Genomic DNA, 19,308 nt, shown 5'->3' with positions numbered 1-19,308 from the left:
GTGGGGCGGGCGCACCGCGCTCGCCCCACCGACCAGGCCCTCCTCCTGCCCCCTGGGCCGACGACCGAAGGACACCGCAGATGCCCACCCCCCGCCTCGACGACCGGCCGCTGTCCGCGACCGGCACCACCGGCGACGCCGCGCACGACGACGTCATGGACGTCCGCCTCGCCGCTCTGCCGGCGGGGGTCCTCGCGCAGCTGCGCTTCACCGCCACCCGGTCGGCACTCGAGGCCCGTGAGCGGGCCCACCGTGCGCTGGAGCAGTGCACGGCCGCCGCCGACGCCGTGCTCTACACCGCGATCGGCACCGCAGGGACCTCCGGCGCACCGGCCAAGGAGCTCCTGCGGATCAAGCGGGCGCTGGGCCGCGGACGGACGCCGTCCGCCGAGGCCCTGGCCGGGCTCCCCGATCCGGTGGCCGCGGCGCTGCGGCAGGTCGCCGCCGCGCGGACGGCGCACGAGGACGCCGCCGCCCACCTGGAGACGGCCTTCGCCGCAGACCTCGACCGCACCCGGAGCCTTCTCGCCGGCCTGGCCGCGGACCCGCTGCTGCGCACCGGCATCCTCCGTTCCGCCCCCACCCTCGAGGCCCTCGTGGACGCCGCGACGTGGCCGGCGCACCTGTCCTCGGACAAGCGCGCCACCCGTGTGGCCCAGTTCGTCCACCGCGCCGCGGCCAAGACCAGCCCGTTCTCGACCTTCACCTGCACGGGGCGCTCCGGGTCCGCGGTCGACGACGGAGCGCTCCTCCGCCCCGGGGCCGAGTCCGTGCGGCTGGTCCGCCAGCTCGACGGCAAGATCTGGGCGCTGCTGCTGCAGGACCTGCGCGGCAGGGACGCCCTCGCCGCGGTGTGGCCGGTGCGGCCGAACCCGTCCCTCACCTGGCTCCCCTCGCTGTCCCGGACCGCGCTATTGGGCCCGCCGCCGGAGGAGCAGCTGCGTCTGCTGCCCGAGCACCCCGCGCTGCGGGCGGTGCGCACCGGCCCGCCGGAGCCCGTGCCCGCGCAGGTCTGGACCAGGCGCCTCACCGGAGAGCTCGGCCTCGAGGCCGACGACGACGGACTCGTGCCCATGCTGCTGCGCGCCGGCGCGCTCCAGGCGCAGGACCCGGTGTCCGAGCACGGGGACCGCCCCGTCGGCGAGCTCGTGCACTGGCTCGAACTCCACGGGCTCGCCCCGGCCGTGCCCTGGTTCCCGCTCCTGGCCCGGCTCGCCGGTCTGCTCGAGCCGAAGCCGCGGCCCACGGACGCATCCGCGCAGCGCGTGCACCGCCGCGAGCTCGACGGTGCGGTGGAGGACCTGCTGGCCGCCCTGGGACACACGCCCGACGAGCTGGGCGCCGACCTCGAGCCGGTGCACGAGTCGGCGGTGCTCGACCGGCCCGTCCTGCCCGCGAGCGTCCCCACGGCCGGGGACCTGGACCTGATCGGCACCGCCCGGTCGTGGCTCTCGGCGCTCGACGTCAAGTGGCCGGGCCGTCTGGCGGTCGCCGCCTTCGCCGAGACCCTCCTGCCCGAGGGGGGTTCCCTCCCCCTGCTCGAGTTCTACCGGGCCGTCCACCAGGAGCTGCGCCGCGGGGACGGCCCGCTCGCGGAGCACCTGCGCACCTGGTTCGCCGCCGTGCCCCGCCAGCCCGGCCTCGACACCCCTCTCACGGCGCTGACCGCCGGTCTGCGGCAGCTGCACGAGGAGCGCCGGCGCGCCACCGAGCTCGTCGGCCGCTGCACGGACGCGCAGCGGCAGAGCGCCCGCATCCCCCTCGAGCTCGTGCAGGAGCAGCTGCGTCTGCGCCCCGAGCTGCTGCGCTCCGGGGCGCCGGCCGCCGCCTACCTCCAGGCCACGCAGGAGCCCGGCAGCCGGTGGGTGGTCAACGTCCTGCACGGCGGGCACGGCCGCGGCCGCGCCCGCACCGACCACCTCATGCGCTGTGCCGGGCTCGACCCGCGGCCCCTGCACCCCGCTCGCCCCGACCGGCCCGCCGGAGCGGTCGCGGCCGAGTGGACCGGCACCCACGGTTCCTCGCTCAACGCCCGCCGCCCGGTCCTGCCCACGGCCCTGGACTACCCGCACACCACCGGTCCCGCGTCGGGGCAGCGCCGTGTCCCGGTGGGCCGCCTGCACGTGCGCCGCAGTGCCGTCCCGGGCCTGCTGGAGCTCGTCGACCCCCGTGACGGCACCGTGGTCGTCCCGGCCCACGTCGGCATGCTCGCCGACTACCAGCTGCCGCCGCTGGCCCGGTTCGTCGAGCGCGTCTTCGGCGACGCCTACCTGCTCCACCCCAGCAACCCGCCCTTCGCCTCCGACCTGCCCCTGGACCGGCTGACGGGGATCACCCGGCTGCCCCGGGTGCAGGTCGAGGACGTCGTGGTCCAGCGGCGGCGCTTCGTGGTGCCCGCGGATCTCCTCCCGCGGCCGGTCCCGTCGCAGAGCAGGGCCGTCTACCTCGGGCAGCTGCGCGACTGGTTCGCGGACCACGGTCTGCCGTCAACCGCCTACGCCCGGGCCTGGGGCCAGGAGCTGCGCGGGGACAAGGTCAAGGCCCGCAAGCCCATGCTGCTGGACCTCGACTCCTGGTGGACCGTCACGGAGCTGCTGCGCCACAGCGGCGGTGCCCGGTTCGTGGTGCTCGACGAGGCGCTGCCCGATCCCTACCACCACGACGCCGCGAGCCCGGTGACCGAGTTGCTGGCCGAGGTCCCCCCGCACCGCCCCGACGACGGAGGATCCCCCACCCCATGAGCCACCACCCGACCTCCCCCGCCCGGGAGCACGCCTGGCTGTCCCTGCACCTGCGCTGCGACGGGGACACCGACGCGTTCCTCCGCACCGTCCTCCTGGACACCGCCGAGGAGCTCGTGGCCGGTGTGCCCGGTGCCGCGTGGTTCTACCTGCGCTACTGGGAGGGCGGCCCGCACGTGCGGCTGCGCCTGCTCCTCCCGCCCGCCGCGCACGCGGCCGCCCGGCGGACCGTCCGCGAGCGCGCCGGGGCATGGCTGAGCGGCAACGACCCCGGCTACGACGACCCGGGCACCCACTACGACCGGATCGCCGGGCAGCTGGCCGCCCGTGAGGGCCAGGACCGCCCTGTGCTGGCCTGGCAGCCCCACGGCCGGGTCTGGGAGCAGGCCTACGAGCCGGAGACCGGCAAGTACGGGGCCGGGACGTCGCTGCACGCCTACGAGCGCCACTTCCAGGACTCCTCGGTCCTCGCGGCTCGTGCCCTGCGCCGCCACCCCGGTCCCACCCAGGTGCTCTCCCTGGCCGCGGCGCTGGTGCTGACGGGCTGGACGTCCCCGGGCCTGGGCCCGGGCCTGCAGCCGCGCGAGGAGCTGGTCGGCCGGTGGGACTCGTCCCGGCCTCTGGACCGCCGGAGCGCACCGCAGGCCCGCCCCGGGCTCCTCGCCGGGCTGCTGGAGCGTGCCCGGGCGGGCACCGATCCGTGGTCGGGGTCCTGGCGGGCGTCCCTCGCCCGGCTGTGGGACGACCTCGCCGCCGCGGGCGTCCCGCCGGCGCAGCGCCGCACCGGCATCGACATCTGCCACCACCTGGTGTGCAACCGGCTGGGCCTGACCCTCGAGCAGGAGCTGGCCGTGCGGCGCAGCTCGTGGGAGGCCCTCGACCCGGCGTCCGCCCCGCACCTGGAGCGAGTCCCGTGAGCGGGCCGGAGGGCCCCTGGTGGGAGCTGGTCCTGGTGCGCTGGGGCGGGGAGCACGCCCGCGTCGTCGCGCACGTGATCGCCCCGCTGCTCGCCCGGGACGCGCTGGGTGGCCGGCCCGTCTACGTGGACACCGACTGGTGGCAGGGACCCCACGTGTCCCTGTGCTTCCGGGTCACCCCGGAGGAGGCCGAGACCCTGCGGGCCGCCGGGCTGGTGGACCGGGCCCAGGAGCTGCTGACCGCCCTCGGCCCCGGCCCGGAGACCGACCCGGCGCGCCACCGGGAGCTGCACGGGCGGCTGGCCCGCTACGAGCGGCGTCCCGGGCCGCTGGAGCCGTGGCTGCCGGACGGCCGGGCCCTGCTGCGCCCCCGGCCTCCGCGCGAGGACGGTGGCGGCGACAGCGACCTCGACCGCACGGTGGAGCAGGCGCACACCCGGCTGCTGGAGACGGAGCTCACGCTGTTCGCCCGGGCCGCCCGGGGCGAGCGGCGCGTCGAGGCCCACGCCCTGGACCTGCTCGCCGGCGTCGCCGCCCGGTTCACCGACTCCGACCTGCGCGCCACCTACCCGTCCTTCGCCTCCCACGCCGAGGCCTACCTCGCCACGGACGCCGCCGCCGGCACCCGTGCCCGCTGGGACGAGGCCTACGCAAGGCACCGGCCGGCCCTGGTCCGGCTGCTCGAGCAGCGCACGCGCCAGGCGGCGGAGGGCACCCTGCCCGCCGACGTCACCGCCGTCACGGACGTCCTCGCCGCGGTCGCCGACGCCACCGACCCGCTGGCCCTCTTCGGCGGCAGCGCCCTGCCCGCCTCCGGCGGAGCGCTCTCCTCCTCCGCGTTCCACACGTCGCTGAGCCGCAACCGCGGCTGGCAGGACGCGGTCCGCCACGACGCGTGGTTCGCCCGGTACCGGCTCGTGCTCAACCTCGCCTACCGGCACCTGAGCAAGCTGGGTCTGAGCCCCCACCACCGCTTCTACACCTGCCACCTGCTCACCCTCGCCGCGCAGGACCTGACCCGCACCACCGCCGCCGACGTCCTGAAAGGCCTCTCCCGTGCCTGAGACCGCCACCGCACCCCGGCTCCCGTCCCCCGCCCGATCCTCGGCCTCCCTGCGCCTGGGCCTCGCCCCGGACGTCTGGCTCGCCCGCGACGCCGGCCGGGCGGTGCTCGTGCGCTGGCCCCGCAGCCGCACCCTGGCCCGGTGGGACGCAGCCACCGAGGAGCTGCTCACCCGCCTCGGCAGTCCCGAGGGCGTCGAGGCCGACCCCGGCCTGCTGGACGGCGGGCCGGCCCTGCCCGGCACGGACCTGCCCGAGCAGCTGCTCGATGACGGCTGGCTGACCGTCACCGTCGGCACCGGCTCGGCCCACGGGGTCACCGTCCTCCCGCGGCGCCGGCCGCCGCACCGGCGGCCGCGCTCCGTCCCGCAGCCGCACCTGTCCCGGCACGCCGTGCTCGTGCCCGCGGACGACGGCTGGCGCCTCGAGGCACCGCACTCCTGGTGCGACCTCCGCTTCCCGGACCTCGAGCAGACCCACCGGTGCCTCGAGGGTCCGGGGCGCACCGGCCTCGAGGAGCAGCTCCTGCTGTGGTGCGGCGTCCTCGTCGACCCCCGGGAGGAGCGCGAGGACCTCGGGCACCGCCAGTGGTCGGCCCACGAGCTGTGGTTCCACGAGCGCTCCCGCCGCTACCGGCGCGAGCGCGGCTTCGGGGGCACCTTCTGGGCCCGCGGCGCCTTCCCGCCCCCGCCGCTGCGGCCCGACGGCGCCGCAGCGGTCACCGTCCGCTTCGACCCCGTGGACCCCGCGACCATCGGCGCCCGGTCCCTGAGCCTGCACCGGGCTCTCGAGGACCGCCGCTCGGTCCGCCGTCACGACGACGAGGCCCCGCTGGACCGGCACCGCCTCGGCGAGTTCCTCCACCGCACCGCCCGGCTGCGGCTCGCCCAGGAGGTCGACGGCGTCGAGTACGGCAGCAAGCCCTACCCCTCGGGCGGATCGGTCTACGAGACCGAGCTCTACCTCCTGGTCCGCCGCGTGCAGGGTCTCTCCCCCGGGCTGTGGCGCTACGACCCCGCCGAGCACGGGCTCGCCCCCGTCCGGGAAGGACTCGGGCACCCGGACGTCGCGGCCCTGCTGCGCGAAGCCGCCCATTCCTCGACCGTGGACGCTCCCCCGCAGGTGACGGTGCTCATGGCCCCGCGCTTCGGGCGCATCCTGTGGAAGTACGAACAGATGGGCTACGCCGTGATGCTCAAGCACGTCGGAGTGCTCATGCAGACGATGTACCTCGTGGCCACCGACATGGGCCTGGCCGCCTGTGCGATCGGCAGCGGCGACAGCGACCTGTTCTCCCGCGCCACCGGGCTCGACCCCCTGGAGTGCACCAGCGTCGGGGAGCTCCTCCTCGGCACCCCGCACCCCGACGAGCGCTTCCAGGAGCGTCCCGCATGAGCGCCGGGTCCCTGCAGTGGTCCGCCACCGCCGTCGTCACGACCCACGACTGGGGGGTCCTCGTCCACGACGAGGGCGGTGCCCACCAGCTCAAGGGCACCGGCCTCGGCGCTCCCGTGGACTGGCTGCGCTCCCGCCTGGGCACACCGGTGCCCGAGGAGCAGCTGCTCGCCCCCCTGCCCCCGGCGGCCCGGGACCGGATGCGCCGGCTGCTCGAGGCCCTGACCACCCGCGGTGCGGTCGTCGCCGCGCCCGGGGCACCGGTCCCGTCCGGGGCTGCCCGCGTGCGGCTGACCCACGGCGGGGACCCGGCGTCCGCCGCGCTCGCCGGCCGGCTGGGCGAGCGGCTCCGGGCCGCCGGCGCCGCCTGCACGGTCGGGGCCGGCACCGCACCGGGGTGCGTGGACGGCACCGCACCGGGGTGCGTGGACGGCACCGTCCACCACGGCACGTCCACCGGGACGGAGACCGGTCTCCGGGTGGTCGTCACCGGTGAGCAGCTGTGGCTGGGGCTGTTCCCGGGGGCCGGGTCCTCCCGGGGCACCGGCGCCGCCGAGCTGCTCCGCCACCTGCAACGGGCCGGTGTCGCATCGGACCCGGACCCGGACGACCGTTCCTGGGAGGCCTGGGTGCCGTGGCTGTCCCGGACCCTGCTGACCGCGGCCGGCAGCGACCGCTGCGTCCGGCTCGGGTGGGTCCCCTACCGTCTGGACGAGCACCGGCTCGTCCACGAGCTTCCCGACCCGGCCCAGGGGACCGCGCCGGCACCCGCCGCCCTGAACCGGCCGGCGGAGGACCTCGCGGACCCGCTCGTGCTCTCGCGCCGCTGCGCCCCGCTCGTCGACGACGTCACCAGTCCCCTGGGCGTGCCCACCGAGAGCGGTCTGCGGCAGCTGCCCCTGCAGCTCTCCGCCTGCCGCGTGCGCCTGGACGACGGGGCGCTCCGCACGGTGACCGGCCACGGGTGGAGCCTCGAGGAGGCCCGCGGACGCGCGGTCGGAGAGGCCGTCCTCGAGCACGGCCTCTCCCGCCTGGCTCCGGAGGTCACGGCGCACCGGTTCCAGGAGGCCGCACCGGCTCCCCGTGAGCCGGTGCGGCTGCCCCGCCGGGACGTCGAGCGCCGGCTCGCCGAGGGCCGCGCGGCCGCCGCCCTCGGGGCCACCGCCGCCGGCAGCGCACGCGCCGCAGCCGTGCGCCTGGCCGCCCACCTCGTGCTGCAGCACGGCCGGGGCCCGTGGCGCAGCGCCGCCCTGCCGCCCGCGGCGCCCGGCGCGGACCTGCTCGCCCTTCACCAGGACCCGGGCGAGCTGCTGGTGGCCACCGGGCTGCCCTTCGCCCTCGTCGCGCTGCCGGTGGCCCCCGGCACGGTCGTCGCGGGCGTCTCCCTGCACGGCGAACGGGAGGCGGTGCGGAACGCAGTCGTCCAGGCGCTGCTCCACCACCAGGGGCAGGACCCGGGCAACGAGGCCGCTGCCCCCCGCACGTGGGCGGCCCCCCACCCGGGGCCGGGCCAGCACCCCCGGGCCGCCGCGGACCTCGACACCGTCCTGGGTGAGCACGGCACACCCGTGGTCGTCCCCCTGCGCGGTGGCCCGGCCCTCGACGCCGCGCTGCCCCACCGCTCCCTCGTCCTGCTCGTCCCCGGAGGTGCCTGACCCATGACCGCCGTCCTGCCCGAGATGCGCACCTGGTCCCGCTACCGCCGGACCGTGGAGCAGCACCTGCTGGAGCATGCCCCCGCCCTCCGGGCGCACGGCACCGGCTGGTCCCTGCGCGTCGGCACCGCCGACGCGTTCGCCACCGGCCGCCGGGCCCCCGCCGGCCCCGAGGTCGCCGTGGTGCTGCGCCCTGGCGCAGCACTGGTCGTCGCCCACGACCCCCGCCGCCCCGGCTGCCCCGCCTGCCTGCTCACCCGCCACCGCCTGGCCAACCCGAAGCACCTCGAGGTGCAGGAGGCGGAGGCGCAGTGGGTCGCCGCCGACCCCCCGCTCACCCGCTGCGCCGAGCCGGCCGACCTCGCCGGGACCGTCCTGGCCGTCGCCCGCAGTCTGGTGGCCCACGATGACCCGTTCCCGGCCCGGGCCGCGATCAGGGTGGACGCGCAGACCCTGGCCCCGACCACTCACCGCTATCTGCCCGACCCCCTGTGCCGGGTCTGCGGCAACCTGCCCGCGGACCGGGCCGAGGACGCCCGTCCGACGCTCGGCCACCGGCGCAAGCAGGGACCCCGCTCCTACCGGTACGAGGATCCCGTCCAGCGCCTCGACGAGCTCAAGGAGCTCTACGTCGACGAGTTCTGCGGAGTGCTGCACTCCCTGCGCCGGGACACCCAGGGCGGTCTCGCCGTGGCCGGGGCCCTGATGAAGCTGCGCCGCCACGAGTGGGTCGAGCCCGGGTTCGGCCGCAGCCGCGACTACGAGGAGAGCGAGGCCACAGCGATCCTCGAGGCGCTCGAGCGCTACGGCGGCGTCCAGCCCGGGGGGCGGCGCACCATCGTGGAGGCCTCGTTCGCCGACCTGGGCGAGGACGCGGTGGACCCGCGCCTGTTCGGCGCCCACCCGGCGGCGACCTACGCCGATCCCGGCAACCACTACCGCGACTTCGACCCCCACGCGCCGTACCGCTGGGTGTGGGCCCACTCCTTCCTCCACGACCGTCCCCGGCTCGTGCTGGAGTCGCAGGCCTACTACTACGTCGCCCACGACACGGGCCCCGCCCCCTACCTGTACGAGGTCTCCAACGGCTGCGCCCTGGGCTCCGCCCCCGAGGAGGCCGCGCTGCACGGGCTGCTCGAGGTGGCCGAGCGTGACGCCTTCCTCCTGGCCTGGTACCGGCGCCTCGCGCTGCCCCGGCTGCGCCCCGCCACGGCCCGCGACCATCCCGTCGAGGCGCAGCTGCGGATGATCGAGCGCGAGACCGGCTACCGGGTCCAGCTCCACGACCAGACCACGGAGAACGGCATCCCGTCCGTGTGGGCGCTGGCACGCCACCCCGATCCCTCGGCCCGCGACCGTCCGGCCCTGGTCTGCGCCGCCGGCGCCCACCCGTCCCTGGAGAAGGCCGCGCTCAACGCCCTGAGCGAGCTCGGCCCGTTCCTCAACGACTTCATCGCCCGCTTCCCCTCCCTCGCCGAGCGGGCCGAGCGGATGGTCGACGACTTCTCCCTGGTGCGGACCATGGAGGACCATTCCACACTTTTCGGCTCGCCCCGGATGCGCCACCACCTCGACTTCCTCGACGAGGGGCCCGAGGTCTCCTTCGCCGAGGCCGAGCGGGACCCCCGCCAGTTCACCGGAGCGAGCCTGACGGAGGACCTCCTCGAGATGGTCGGGCGCTTCACCGCGGAGGGACAGGAGGTGCTGGTCGTCGACCAGACCACCGACGAGCACCGCGCCGCCGGCCTGACCTGCGTCAAGGTGCTCGTGACCGGGTCGCTGACCATGACCTTCGGCCACCACCTGCGCCGAATCGAGGGCATCGCCCGCCTCGACACGGTGCCCGCCCGCCTGGGCCTGCGCCCCGGGGCGGACGCCTCGGACCCGGTGCTGCCCCACCCCTTCCCCTGAACGGAGACCCGACCACCGTGCACTTCGTCGTCACCGCCGAGTGGGACCTGCACCGGCACCACGCCTCCCTCGAGGACCTGCGCACCTGGGCCCGCGGTCCCGGCGCGGCCGCCTACCGCGGACTGCCGGGCGTCGCCCTCAAGTCCTGGTACTCGAACCCGCAGGACGGCGTCTGGGGCGCCGTCTACCTCGTGGAGGACCCCCACGCCCTGGACGCCGACCGGCTGCCACGCACCGTGGCCGACCGCACCGGACCCATCGGCACCCCGCCCGACCGGGTGCGGTGGCACGTGCTGGAGCAGACCGTGCTGGGCGGCACGGACCTGGACCGGGTCCTGCGCGCCACGCCCGGCACCCGGCCTGCGCCCGGCACCCACCCCGAGGAGGAAGCATGACAGCACCGGCACCGATCACGGAGGACACGACCATGGCCGACAACCACGGGAGCCCGCCCCCGCAGCACCCCCGGCCCATGGCCCCCAAGGGCGCGTTCCGCGACTTCCTCGCCGCCGTGGCCCCGCACCGGCCCGCCCTCGTGGTCGTCGCCGTGCTCTCCCTCACCGCCACGGTCTTCGGCGTGGCCCAGCCGCTGATGATGCAGCGCATGATCGACGCCACGAGCCGTGGCGGGGACAACCCCTGGGTGTGGTGGCTCGTGGGCGTCACCGTGGCCGAGGCCCTGCTGCGCGGCGCGCAGTCCTACATGCTCCAGCGCACGGGCGAGGCCTTCATCGGCGGACTGCGGCGGTCGCTGATCGCCCGTCTCCTGCGGCTGCCGATGCGCGACTACGCCGCGACCCCGAAGGGCGAGTGGATCAGCCGCCTCGGCTCCGACACCGGCCAGGTGCGCACGATCGTCACCTCGGGGCTGTTCGAGCTGGTCTCCGCGGTGCTGATGTTCGGGGCGGCCATCGTGCTGATGGTCTCCCTCGATCCGCTGCTGTTCGCCCTCACCCTGGCCGGGGTCGTCCTCGGCGGGGCGGGCGTCACCGTCATGGGCGCCCGGATGCGCCGCACCAGCGAGGTCACCCAGGCCGAGGTCGCCCGCATGACCTCGGCCGCCGACCGGGCCCTGTCCTCGATCGTGCTGGTGCGCTCCAGCGCCGCGACCCGGGAGCAGGCCGAGAACGTGGCCGGCTTCGCCCGCCGGGCCGAGGCCTCCGGGATCGAGATGGCCCGGATCCAGGCCTGGGTCCAGCCCATCATGTCCCTGAGCATCCAGGGAGCCTTCCTCGTGGTCCTCGCGGTCGGCGGGCTGCGCGTGGCACAGGGTGCCATGACGGTGGGCGAGCTGATGGCCTTCATCATGTACCTGTTCCTGCTGGTGATGCCGGTGACCCAGGCGATGGGCGCCTACACCCAGATCCAGCTCGGCCTGGCCTCCTACGACCGCATCCGCCGGGTGCTCGAGCGCCCCGTGGAGCGCAGCGGCGGAAGCACGGAGGCGACCGGCCCGGTCCGGCCCGGCGAGCCCGCCGTCGTCGTCGAAGACGTGCACTTCCGCTACGGCGAGAACCCGGTGCTGCGCGGCGTGTCCTTCACGGTGCCTGCCGGGTCGCGCACCGCGATCGTGGGCCCCTCGGGGGCCGGCAAGTCGACGGTCCTGTCCCTGCTCGAAGGATTCGCCGACCCGGACGAGGGCACCGTCCGCTGCCTGGGTCAGGACCTGCGGGAGGCCGACCTCGAGGCCTACCGCCGCCGGGTGGCCTACGTCGAGCAGGGGGCGCCGGCGCTGGGCGGAACCCTCGCCGAGAACCTGCGCATCGCCGCCCCCGGCGCCACCGACGAGGATCTGCACCGGGTGCTTGCCGCGGTGGGCCTGGAGGACCTGGTCGCCCGCCAGGACGCGGGGCTGGAGCTCGAGCTGGGCGACCACGGGGCCGTGCTCTCCGGCGGTGAGCGGCAGCGCCTGGCCTGGGCCCGCGTGCTCCTCCAGGACCCGCGGCTGCTGCTCTTCGACGAGCCGACCGCCAGCGTGGACGCCACCACCGAGACCCTGCTGGGCGAGGCCCTCGACGAGATGGCCCGCGGCAGGACCACCCTCATCGTGGCCCACCGCCTGTCCACGGTCGTCACCGCCGACCAGATCGTGGTGCTCGACGGCGGGCGGGTCCTGGACGCGGGCACGCACGACGAGCTCGTGGGACGGTGCACCCTCTACCGCGACTTCGCCACCCACCAGCTGCTCGTCTGAGCACGGCGGGGCCGCGGCACCCGGGTGCAGCGGCCCCGCCTCCACCACCCCGGGCGCACCGTGGCATAGCCTGCGGGCATGGCCGACGACACGACGTTCCCCCACGTCCGCGGATCCGACAACGAGCACGTGGGCTACCTGCGCTTGAGCGAGGACGGCCGGTTCGTGCCCATCGACCTGATGTGGAACGAGCTCGCCGGCCCGCAGGAGCTCACCGACGCCGAGGCGCTGCTCGAGGAGCTCGGGCTGAGCTACCTCGCCGAGGACTGGCTGCTCGACGTCGAGGACCACCCCGAGCCGGTGAAGGTCCGCATCCGCGAGATCACCCCGGAGCGCATCACCGTGGCCAGCGCCGACTACGGCTATCCGGCCGACATCGGCACGCCCTTCGTGCTGCCGAACCCGGCCCCCGCGCTGCGCCGGGCCTGAGCCCCGCCCGTTCCCGGCGGGTCACAGATTGCGGTCCGGCCACGGCCGGGTCCGCGGGGGCCGTGCGGTCGTATCCTGGCCGGTGGGGGCGAGGACCATGAACTGGACCGTGGAGCAGATCACCGCGCTGCGCGAGGGCCGGGAGACCTTCCGCGACACCGCGCAGGGCACCGCGCTCACGTGGGTGCGCACGGGTGCCGAGACCGACGGTGAGTACAGCCTGATGTACGCCGAGTACGCACCGGGGATCACGGTGTTCCCGCACTTCCACACCGAGTACACCGAGACCGTGCACCTGTTCGAGGGCACCCTCGAGGGCCGGGTCGCCGGGCAGGAGGTCGTCCTGACCGATGGTGAGGAGACGATCGTCCCGCCGGGCGCCGTGCACGGCTGGCACTCCGCCGGCGAGCGCACCCTGCGCTTCGTGCTCGAGGTCCGTCCCGCCCACGCCGGCTTCGAGAAGTGGCTCGTGGCCCTGCAGCGGATGGCCTCCGACGGGCTGACCCACGCGGACGGGCGGCCGAAGAAGCTCTCCCACGCCGCCCTGATCCTCGTGGAGTCCGACATCAACCTCCCCGGCCCGGGGCGGGCGCTGATGCCGGTGCTGCGACTGCTCGCCCGGCGGGCCCGCCGCACCGGGGTCGCCCGGCAGCTCGAGGAGCGCTACTGGCGCACGCCCTGAGCGTTCGGACGAGCCCGAGCTGGGCCGCCATCCGGTAGAGGTCGAAGCAGCGGTGCTCCTCGACGATCAGCCCCTGCGCGTCGCGGCGGCTGAGGATCCCCATGGGGACCTCCAGGCGCCCCGATCGTGGCGGGACCGTGACGCATGACGGCTCCGTGTCGGAGGCCGCTCAGCCCGCCGGCAGCGGGACGACCGTGCGGACCTTCCCGCCCGGGCCCTGCTGCGGGGGCTCGGCCGCCAGGTCCACGGCGACGTGGGCCAGGCCCAGCCCGGCGAGCAGGCCCGTGATCCCCTGCCGCACCGCGGCCCGCACCCGCTCCGGGTCGGTCCCGGCCGCCGGGAGCAGCCGGACCGTCAGGGCGGTGGGGTCGGTCTGCACGATCTGGAACAGCTCCACGCCGGGGGTGCGGTCGACGACGGTGCCCAGGGCCAGCGGGGGCACCGCGATCCGGCCGCGCCCGTCGTCGTCGGGGAAGCTCAGCACGTCCGAGGCCCGGCCCTCCACGCGCAGGGCCGGGGCGGGGTTGCCGCACGGGCACGGGTCGGGGCGCACGAGCACCCGGTCGCCGACGTCGTAGCGGATGATCGGCTGGACCCGGTTGGCGAGGTTGGTCATCAGAACGGTGTCCGAGACGGTGCCCGGCGGCACGGGGCGGTGGGCGGCGTCGACCGGCTCGAGGATCACCCAGTCCTCGACCAGGTGCAGCCACCCCTCGGCGCAGCTGGAGGCGGCGTAGCCGGACTCGGTGCACCCGTAGACCTCCCGCACCGGCGCCCCGAAGGCCCGCTCGAGGCGGTGCCGCTCCTCCGGGGGCAGGCCCTCGGCGGTGCTGAGCACGAGCACCGGGGCCACCCGCAGCCGCCCGGCCTCCTGCTCGGAGCCCAGCAGCCGCAGCACGCTGGCGTAGGCCCCCAGCAGCAGGGGCCGGAAGGCGTTGAGCTCGGCGACCAGCTCGGGCAGGGGCCGGTGGACCGACAGGATCCGCAGCCGGCGGTGGCGCCGCGGCTTCTCCCGCTGCTCCCGGGTGCTCGCGGCCACGGACAGGAAGTGCCCGCCGGTGGCGACGACCCCGGCGAAGCGGCCCCCGCGCCCGATCAGCCGCAGGATCTCGCGTGCCGGCAGCCAGTCCGCGCTCAGCCGAGCCATCATCCCCTGCGTGACGGCCCAGTAGTGGTCGTCGAGGACGAACAGCCCGCGGGTGCCCGTGGTGCCGGCCGTGGTCGCCACGAGGTACTTCCCCGCGAAGCGCTCGCCGATCCGGGCCGGGTCCGCCACGAACTCCTCGACCGCCGCGCGGGTGACGGCCGGGTCCGTGACGACCTCGTCGAAGGCGGCCATGAGCGCCCGCTTGTCCGTGACGGGCAGGGCGGTGACGTCCTCGACCCGCTCCGGCAGCCCCTGGTAGAGCCGCCGGTAGTACGGGGAGCTCGTGCGGGCGAGGGCCACGAGGGCGGCCAGGCGCTCGCGCTGCCGTGCGCGCAGCGCCTCCGCCCCCTGGCGGTGGACCCGGCGGGCGTCCCACCACACCCACAGCGGACTGCTCCCCCGGTCCATGGTCACGGCGGCCACCTCCCGTGCCCGGCTGCCCCGACGTCAGAGCCCTCGGCCGGAGGGCGAGACGAGGATCTTCACCGCGGTCTCGTTGCGGTGGATGAGGGTGTCGAAGCCCTCTTCGACCAGCCCCTCGAGCCCGATCCGCCCCGTGATGAACGGGGCGAGGTCGATCTTGCCGGACTCCACGAGCTCGATGGTCGCCGGGTGGGAGTTGACGTAGGCGATGGTCCCGCGCACGTCGATCTCCTTCATGACGAGCGTGAACATGTCGAACTCGGAGCGGTGGCCCCAGATCGAGACGACGACCAGCACGCCGGTGGGCCGCAGCGCCTCCATGAGGGTGTCGAGCACGACCTGGACGCTGGTGCACTCGAAGGCCACGTCCGCGCCCCGGCCGCCGGTGAGCTCGCGCACGGCCGCGACGACGTCCGTCTCGCGCGGGTCCAGAGCGTGGTCGGCGACGCCGGCCTCCAGGGCCTTCTGCCGGCGCAGCGGGCTGAGCTCGGAGACGACCACGGTCACGCCCAGGGCCTTCAGCACGGCGGAGGTCAGCAGCCCGATGGGCCCGGCCCCGCCGACGAGCGCGACGTCCCCGGCCTTCGCCCCGGAGCGCTGCACCGCGTGGTAGCCGACCGACAGCGGCTCGATGAGAGCCGCCTGGTCCAGTGGCACGGAGTCGGCGATCGGGTGGACCCAGCGCCGCTGCACGGCGATCTTCTCCCCGAGCCCGCCGCCGCGGCCGGAGAGGCCGATGAAGCCCATGTCCGGCGAGAGGTGGTAGTCGGTGCTCTCCGGGCCGGTGTCGACGTCGTCGTGGATGATGTAGGGCTCGACGACGACGTGCCGGCCCACCTCCAGGTCGTCCACGCCCTCCCCGACGGCGTAGACGGTGCCGGAGAACTCGTGCCCCAGCGTCACCGGAGCGGTCTCCCCCGAGATCGGGTGGGGCGTTTCGGGGGTCGGGCAGAAGATCGGGCCCTCGAGGTACTCGTGCAGGTCGGTGCCGCAGATCCCGCACCAGGCCACCTCGATGCCCACCTGGCCCGGACCGACCTCGGGCTCGGGGAGGTCGTCGATCCGGATGTCGTTCCTGCCGTAGTACCGTGCCGCGCGCATGGGAGCTCCTCACCTGTCCGGCCGCGGACGACCCGCGCCCACCGCCCATGCTAGGACCGGCGGGGCCCGGACGGGCCTGTGCGAAGCCGTGCGACCTCCCCGGGCACGACGAAGGGGCGCTCCTGGTCGAGAGCGCCCCCGTCGGTGCATCCGGTCCTGCAACGGTCGAGCCGGTCGCCACGGCGTGCCGCCCCCCTCTCCCGAGAGCAGCGGCACACCGCACCGTGCCGGAGCACGGCCCGCGGCGGGCGGGTCCGAAACATTCCCGCCCGGCGGAGCCGAGCCGCCGCGCCGGCACCCCCGGAGCCGGCTGCGGACCTCGTGGCCGGACGCGCACGGAACGCTCCCGCATCTCCCCGGTCATGTCCGCCCGGGGAGAGGGGCCGGTCCGGCGCCGGTCGGCCGTTCCCCACTCTACTGATCAGCACCCTTAGTTGTCACATCGGGCCGATCGGGCCGACATCCGGCCGTGCTCCCCACCGTGCCCTGCGGGCCTGGGTCCGCGCTGGACGGCCCCGATGTGCCGACCGGACGTCACACCAGCCGGCCCACGGCCGCCAGGGCCAGGTCCCGGGGGCGCACGAGGCGGTGGCCCGTGCTCATCCGGTTGAGCAGGCGGGCCGCGCGCACGAGGCGGGTCGTCGGGGGCCGGCGCACGGCGTCGTAGTGGCGCAGGGCGGCCGCGACCCCGGCCTCGTCGACGAGCGGCTCGGCATCCTCGGTCAGGGCGTCGACCAGCGTGGTCGCGTCGACGAGGGCCTCGGCCGCACCCCGCCCCAGGTTGGGCGCCATGGCGTGGGCGGCGTCGCCGACCAAGGCGGTGCGGGCGGTGACGTAGGAGCGCAGCGGCGGGACGTCGAGCAGCTCCCGCCGGTCCAGCGAGGTCTCGTCGAGGGCGGCCAGCACCTGCTGCACGGCGGGGTGCCAGCCGCGGTAGAGCCCCCGCAGCACCTCCGCCGTCGCGCCGGCGGGCGGAGGCTCCGGCAGCAGCTCGGCGCGGAAGCACGCGTACCAGTAGGTGCTGATGGCGTCGTACGGGGTGATGCCGAAGATCCGGCCGGGCCCCCAGGTCTCGGTGACGCCCTCGGCCGGGAGCAGCGCCCGCCCGCGGATCGCCACGGTGCCCAGCGGCCGCTCGGCGACGCCGAACAGGGCCGTGCGGACGGGGCTGTGCACGCCGTCGGCCGCCACGACCACGTCGGCGTCCGGCAGCAGGCCCGGGTCCCCGGCCGGTCGGTGCCAGGCGATCGTGCCCGGGGGCAGGTCCCGGGCCAGGGCCTCCAGCAGGACGGGGCGGGGCACCATCCGCACGCTGCGCTCAGGGCCCAGCCGGGCCAGGGCCCGGCCGTCCGGGCGCAGGATCCGGCCGCCGCGGGCCTCGACGGAGGCGGCACGGACCTCCTCGCCGAGACCGAGGTCGTCGAGGGCCCGCATCGCCGCCGGCCACATGCCCAGGGACGTGCCCGTGACCGGCAGTCCGTCCGAGCGCTCGCGCACCTGCACCCGCCAGCCCGCGGCGAGCAGTCCCCGGGCGGCGGCGAGCCCGGCGATGCCGGCCCCGACGACGACGGCTTCTCCGGTCACGGCGGCTCCTCGGTGCTCGTGGTGTCCTCCACGACCATGATCGCGCGCGGACCCCGGGAGCACAGCCCCCCGGGCGCGGCCGCCGGGAACCTCAGCCCGTGCGCGCAGGGGCCGCGCTGCGGGCGCGGACGGCGGCCTCGACGTCCTCGCGGACGAGGTCGGCGTTGATCGCCGCCCCGGCCAGCACGCCGGCGCCGCCGGCGACCGAGACCATCGCGGAGAGGTCCGCGGCGTTGCCGGCGACCCACACCCCCGGGATCTCGGTGCGGCCGGTGGGGTCCCCGGCCACGTACGCACCGAAGGGGTGGTCGGTGGGCGTCCCGCCGAGCTGCTCGTAGAGCCCGGTGCGGGCCGCGAAGCGCGGGGCGACGACGACGGCGTCGGCGGCCAGCTCGGTGCCGTCGGACAGGACGAGGGCCCGCAGCACCCCGTCGGCGCCGCGGACCCCGGCGGCGGTGGCCTCGACCACGGCGATGCCCGCGGCGGCCAGCTGCTCCGCGGCCTCCGGGCCCGGGTCGGGCATGGTGTGGCGCACGAGCGCGACGTCCTCGCTGAGCTGCCGGAAGAGCAGGGCCTGGTGGACGCTGTTCGGGCTGCTGCCGAGCACGACGATCCGCCGGCCGCGGACCTCCCACCCGTGGCAGTACGGGCAGTGGAGCACGCCGGTCCCCCAGTAGGGGCGCAGGCCTGGCAGCTCGGGCAGCTCGTCGACGAGACCGGTGGCCAGCAGCAGGCGCCGGGCCCGCAGGACGGCGCCGCCGGCGAGCTCGACCGCGAAGCCGTCGTCGTCGGCCCGCCGCACGGCCACGGCGCGGTCGGCGCGCACCCGTGCCCCGTACCCCTCGGCCTCGGCCCGGCCGGCGGCCAGCAGCTCGAGCGGGGCGACGCCCTCGCGGCCGAGGACGTTGTGGGCGCCGGCGGCGGGGGCGTTGCGGGGCTCGCCGGCGTCGACGACGACGACCGAGCGCAGGGAGCGGGCCAGGGCGACGGCGGCGCTGAGGCCGGCCGCACCCCCTCCCACGACGACGACGTCGCAGGTCTCGGGGCGGGTCTGACGGGTCACGGGAACCTCCTCGTGCGGTGGGGCGGGTGGGACGGGTGCCGGTGCGGCGGCCGGATCAGGGGCGGCGGGCGATCCAGACGGTGCGCCCGCTGCGGAAGGCCAGGTCCCGGCGGTGGCGCAGCGCCGCGGGGTCCTCCGGGTCCAGGAGCGCGTCGAGGACCGCGAGGTCGCCGGCGGCCAGCCGCCCCTCGAGGGCCGGGCGCATGCGGGCGAACCAGGCCCGGGCGTAGCGGGTGGTCCCCGCCCCGGCGGGCGGGGCCACGGTGTCGACGGTGCGCACGGCGAGGACCTCGAGGCCGGCGCGCTCGAGCACCGGGCGCCAGTCGGGGTGGGCGCTCCAGCCCGCCGCGGCAAGGGCCGCGTGACAGCGGTCCTCGAGCCCGGACCGCCCGGCCCCGGGGTCGGCGGGCAGGAACCCGGGCAGCCCGTCGAGCTCGACGACCGCGAGCAGTCCGCCGGGCCGCAGCACCGCGCGGGCGCCGCCGAGGAAGGGCTGCGGATCGGCGAGCTCGTGCAGCACAGAGGCGGCCCACACAAGGTCGGCGCGGTCCAGGGAGGGCCAGGCCCCGGAGAGGTCCGCCGGCACGGTGCGCACCCGGCCGCCGAGCCCTGCCGCGCGGGCGGCGGTGCGCACGCGCTCGAGCATCACCGGGGAGCGGTCGACCGCGGTCACGGACGCGGACGGGAAGCGCCGGGTCAGGGCCAGCGTGCCCCCGCCGGGGCCGCAGCCGAGGTCGAGGACCGCGGCCGGCTCCGCGGCCAGGTGGCGGGCCACCTCGTCGACCACCCGCTCGACGGTCGGCGCGGCCAACGCCGCGTCCAGCGCGAGGAGCTCGGCGTGCTCGGCCTCGCCGCCGGGGGCCTGGTGGCCGGAACCGGCGTGGCCTGCTCCGGGCTGTCCGCCCCCGTGCTGTCCGGACCCGTGGGGTCCGTGGGCGGGGTGCTCCTGGGCGTCGGCGTGCGCGGGGGTCGTCATGCCCTCCACGGTAGCCAGCCAATGCCTC

Annotated in this window: 15 protein-coding genes; 10 read left to right on the top strand and 5 right to left on the bottom strand. The window is 76.4% G+C overall.

The window, feature by feature from the left end; genetic code table 11:
* The first annotated feature begins 80 nt into the window (after positions 1–80).
* From AS188_RS07495 to AS188_RS07450, 10 genes are all read left to right on the top strand, one after another.
* Entirely contained in the window at positions 81–2,741 is a 2,661-nt protein-coding gene (locus AS188_RS07495) for a hypothetical protein (protein ID WP_058858333.1), read from the top strand.
* Positions 2,738–3,658 (top strand): lantibiotic dehydratase C-terminal domain-containing protein, encoded by a 921-nt coding sequence (locus tag AS188_RS07490; protein ID WP_058858332.1) that lies wholly within the window; start codon positions 2,738–2,740, stop codon positions 3,656–3,658. The genes AS188_RS07495 and AS188_RS07490 overlap by 4 nt, the downstream gene beginning before the upstream one ends.
* Positions 3,655–4,722 (top strand): lantibiotic dehydratase C-terminal domain-containing protein, encoded by a 1,068-nt coding sequence (locus AS188_RS07485; RefSeq protein WP_058858331.1) that lies wholly within the window; start codon positions 3,655–3,657, stop codon positions 4,720–4,722. Before AS188_RS07490 ends, AS188_RS07485 begins: the two co-directional genes overlap by 4 nt.
* Positions 4,715–6,115, top strand: coding sequence for a SagB/ThcOx family dehydrogenase (locus AS188_RS07480; RefSeq protein ID WP_058858330.1), 1,401 nt, complete (start codon positions 4,715–4,717; stop codon positions 6,113–6,115). The genes AS188_RS07485 and AS188_RS07480 overlap by 8 nt, the downstream gene beginning before the upstream one ends.
* The gene (locus tag AS188_RS07475; RefSeq protein WP_058858329.1) at positions 6,112–7,770 is read left to right on the top strand and encodes a hypothetical protein; all 1,659 of its coding nucleotides are present in this window, start codon (positions 6,112–6,114) and stop codon (positions 7,768–7,770) included. Before AS188_RS07480 ends, AS188_RS07475 begins: the two co-directional genes overlap by 4 nt.
* 3 nt (positions 7,771–7,773) lie before the next feature.
* Positions 7,774–9,681, top strand: a complete 1,908-nt coding sequence (locus AS188_RS07470; protein WP_058858328.1) for a TOMM precursor leader peptide-binding protein — start codon at positions 7,774–7,776, stop codon at positions 9,679–9,681.
* 17 nt (positions 9,682–9,698) lie between these two features.
* Entirely contained in the window at positions 9,699–10,076 is a 378-nt protein-coding gene (locus AS188_RS07465) for a hypothetical protein (RefSeq protein WP_058858327.1), read from the top strand.
* The gene (locus AS188_RS07460; RefSeq protein WP_058858326.1) at positions 10,073–11,875 is read left to right on the top strand and encodes an ABC transporter ATP-binding protein; all 1,803 of its coding nucleotides are present in this window, start codon (positions 10,073–10,075) and stop codon (positions 11,873–11,875) included. Before AS188_RS07465 ends, AS188_RS07460 begins: the two co-directional genes overlap by 4 nt.
* Before the next feature lie 78 nt (positions 11,876–11,953).
* The gene (locus tag AS188_RS07455) at positions 11,954–12,304 is read left to right on the top strand and encodes a hypothetical protein (RefSeq protein WP_058858325.1); all 351 of its coding nucleotides are present in this window, start codon (positions 11,954–11,956) and stop codon (positions 12,302–12,304) included.
* A gap of 97 nt (positions 12,305–12,401) precedes the next feature.
* Positions 12,402–12,986, top strand: coding sequence for a cupin domain-containing protein (locus tag AS188_RS07450; protein ID WP_058858324.1), 585 nt, complete (start codon positions 12,402–12,404; stop codon positions 12,984–12,986).
* A gap of 169 nt (positions 12,987–13,155) precedes the next feature.
* On the opposite strand, the gene AS188_RS07445 is transcribed toward AS188_RS07450, so the two are convergent.
* The 5 genes from AS188_RS07445 to AS188_RS07425 all read right to left on the bottom strand — a co-directional run bounded on the left by AS188_RS07445 (position 13,156) and on the right by AS188_RS07425 (position 19,280).
* Positions 13,156–14,541, bottom strand: a complete 1,386-nt coding sequence (locus AS188_RS07445) for a phenylacetate--CoA ligase family protein (protein ID WP_058859798.1) — start codon at positions 14,539–14,541, stop codon at positions 13,156–13,158.
* Between the two features lie 39 nt (positions 14,542–14,580).
* The gene (locus tag AS188_RS07440) at positions 14,581–15,657 is read right to left on the bottom strand and encodes a 2,3-butanediol dehydrogenase (protein ID WP_058858323.1); all 1,077 of its coding nucleotides are present in this window, start codon (positions 15,655–15,657) and stop codon (positions 14,581–14,583) included.
* A gap of 534 nt (positions 15,658–16,191) precedes the next feature.
* Positions 16,192–17,241, bottom strand: a complete 1,050-nt coding sequence (locus AS188_RS07435) for an FAD-dependent monooxygenase (RefSeq protein WP_058858322.1) — start codon at positions 17,239–17,241, stop codon at positions 16,192–16,194.
* A gap of 91 nt (positions 17,242–17,332) precedes the next feature.
* Positions 17,333–18,304 carry an NAD(P)/FAD-dependent oxidoreductase gene (locus tag AS188_RS07430; protein WP_058858321.1) on the bottom strand — a complete coding sequence of 324 codons (972 nt, stop codon included), beginning with the start codon at positions 18,302–18,304 and terminating at the stop codon, positions 17,333–17,335.
* A gap of 55 nt (positions 18,305–18,359) precedes the next feature.
* Entirely contained in the window at positions 18,360–19,280 is a 921-nt protein-coding gene (locus AS188_RS07425; RefSeq protein WP_083529315.1) for a class I SAM-dependent methyltransferase, read from the bottom strand.
* Positions 19,281–19,308 lie beyond the last annotated feature (28 nt).

It is taken from the genome of Kocuria flava (assembly GCF_001482365.1).
Lineage (GTDB): Bacteria > Actinomycetota > Actinomycetes > Actinomycetales > Micrococcaceae > Kocuria > Kocuria flava.
The sequence above is the reverse complement of the archived record's forward strand: the minus strand, read 5'-3'. Positions and strand labels throughout refer to the sequence as shown.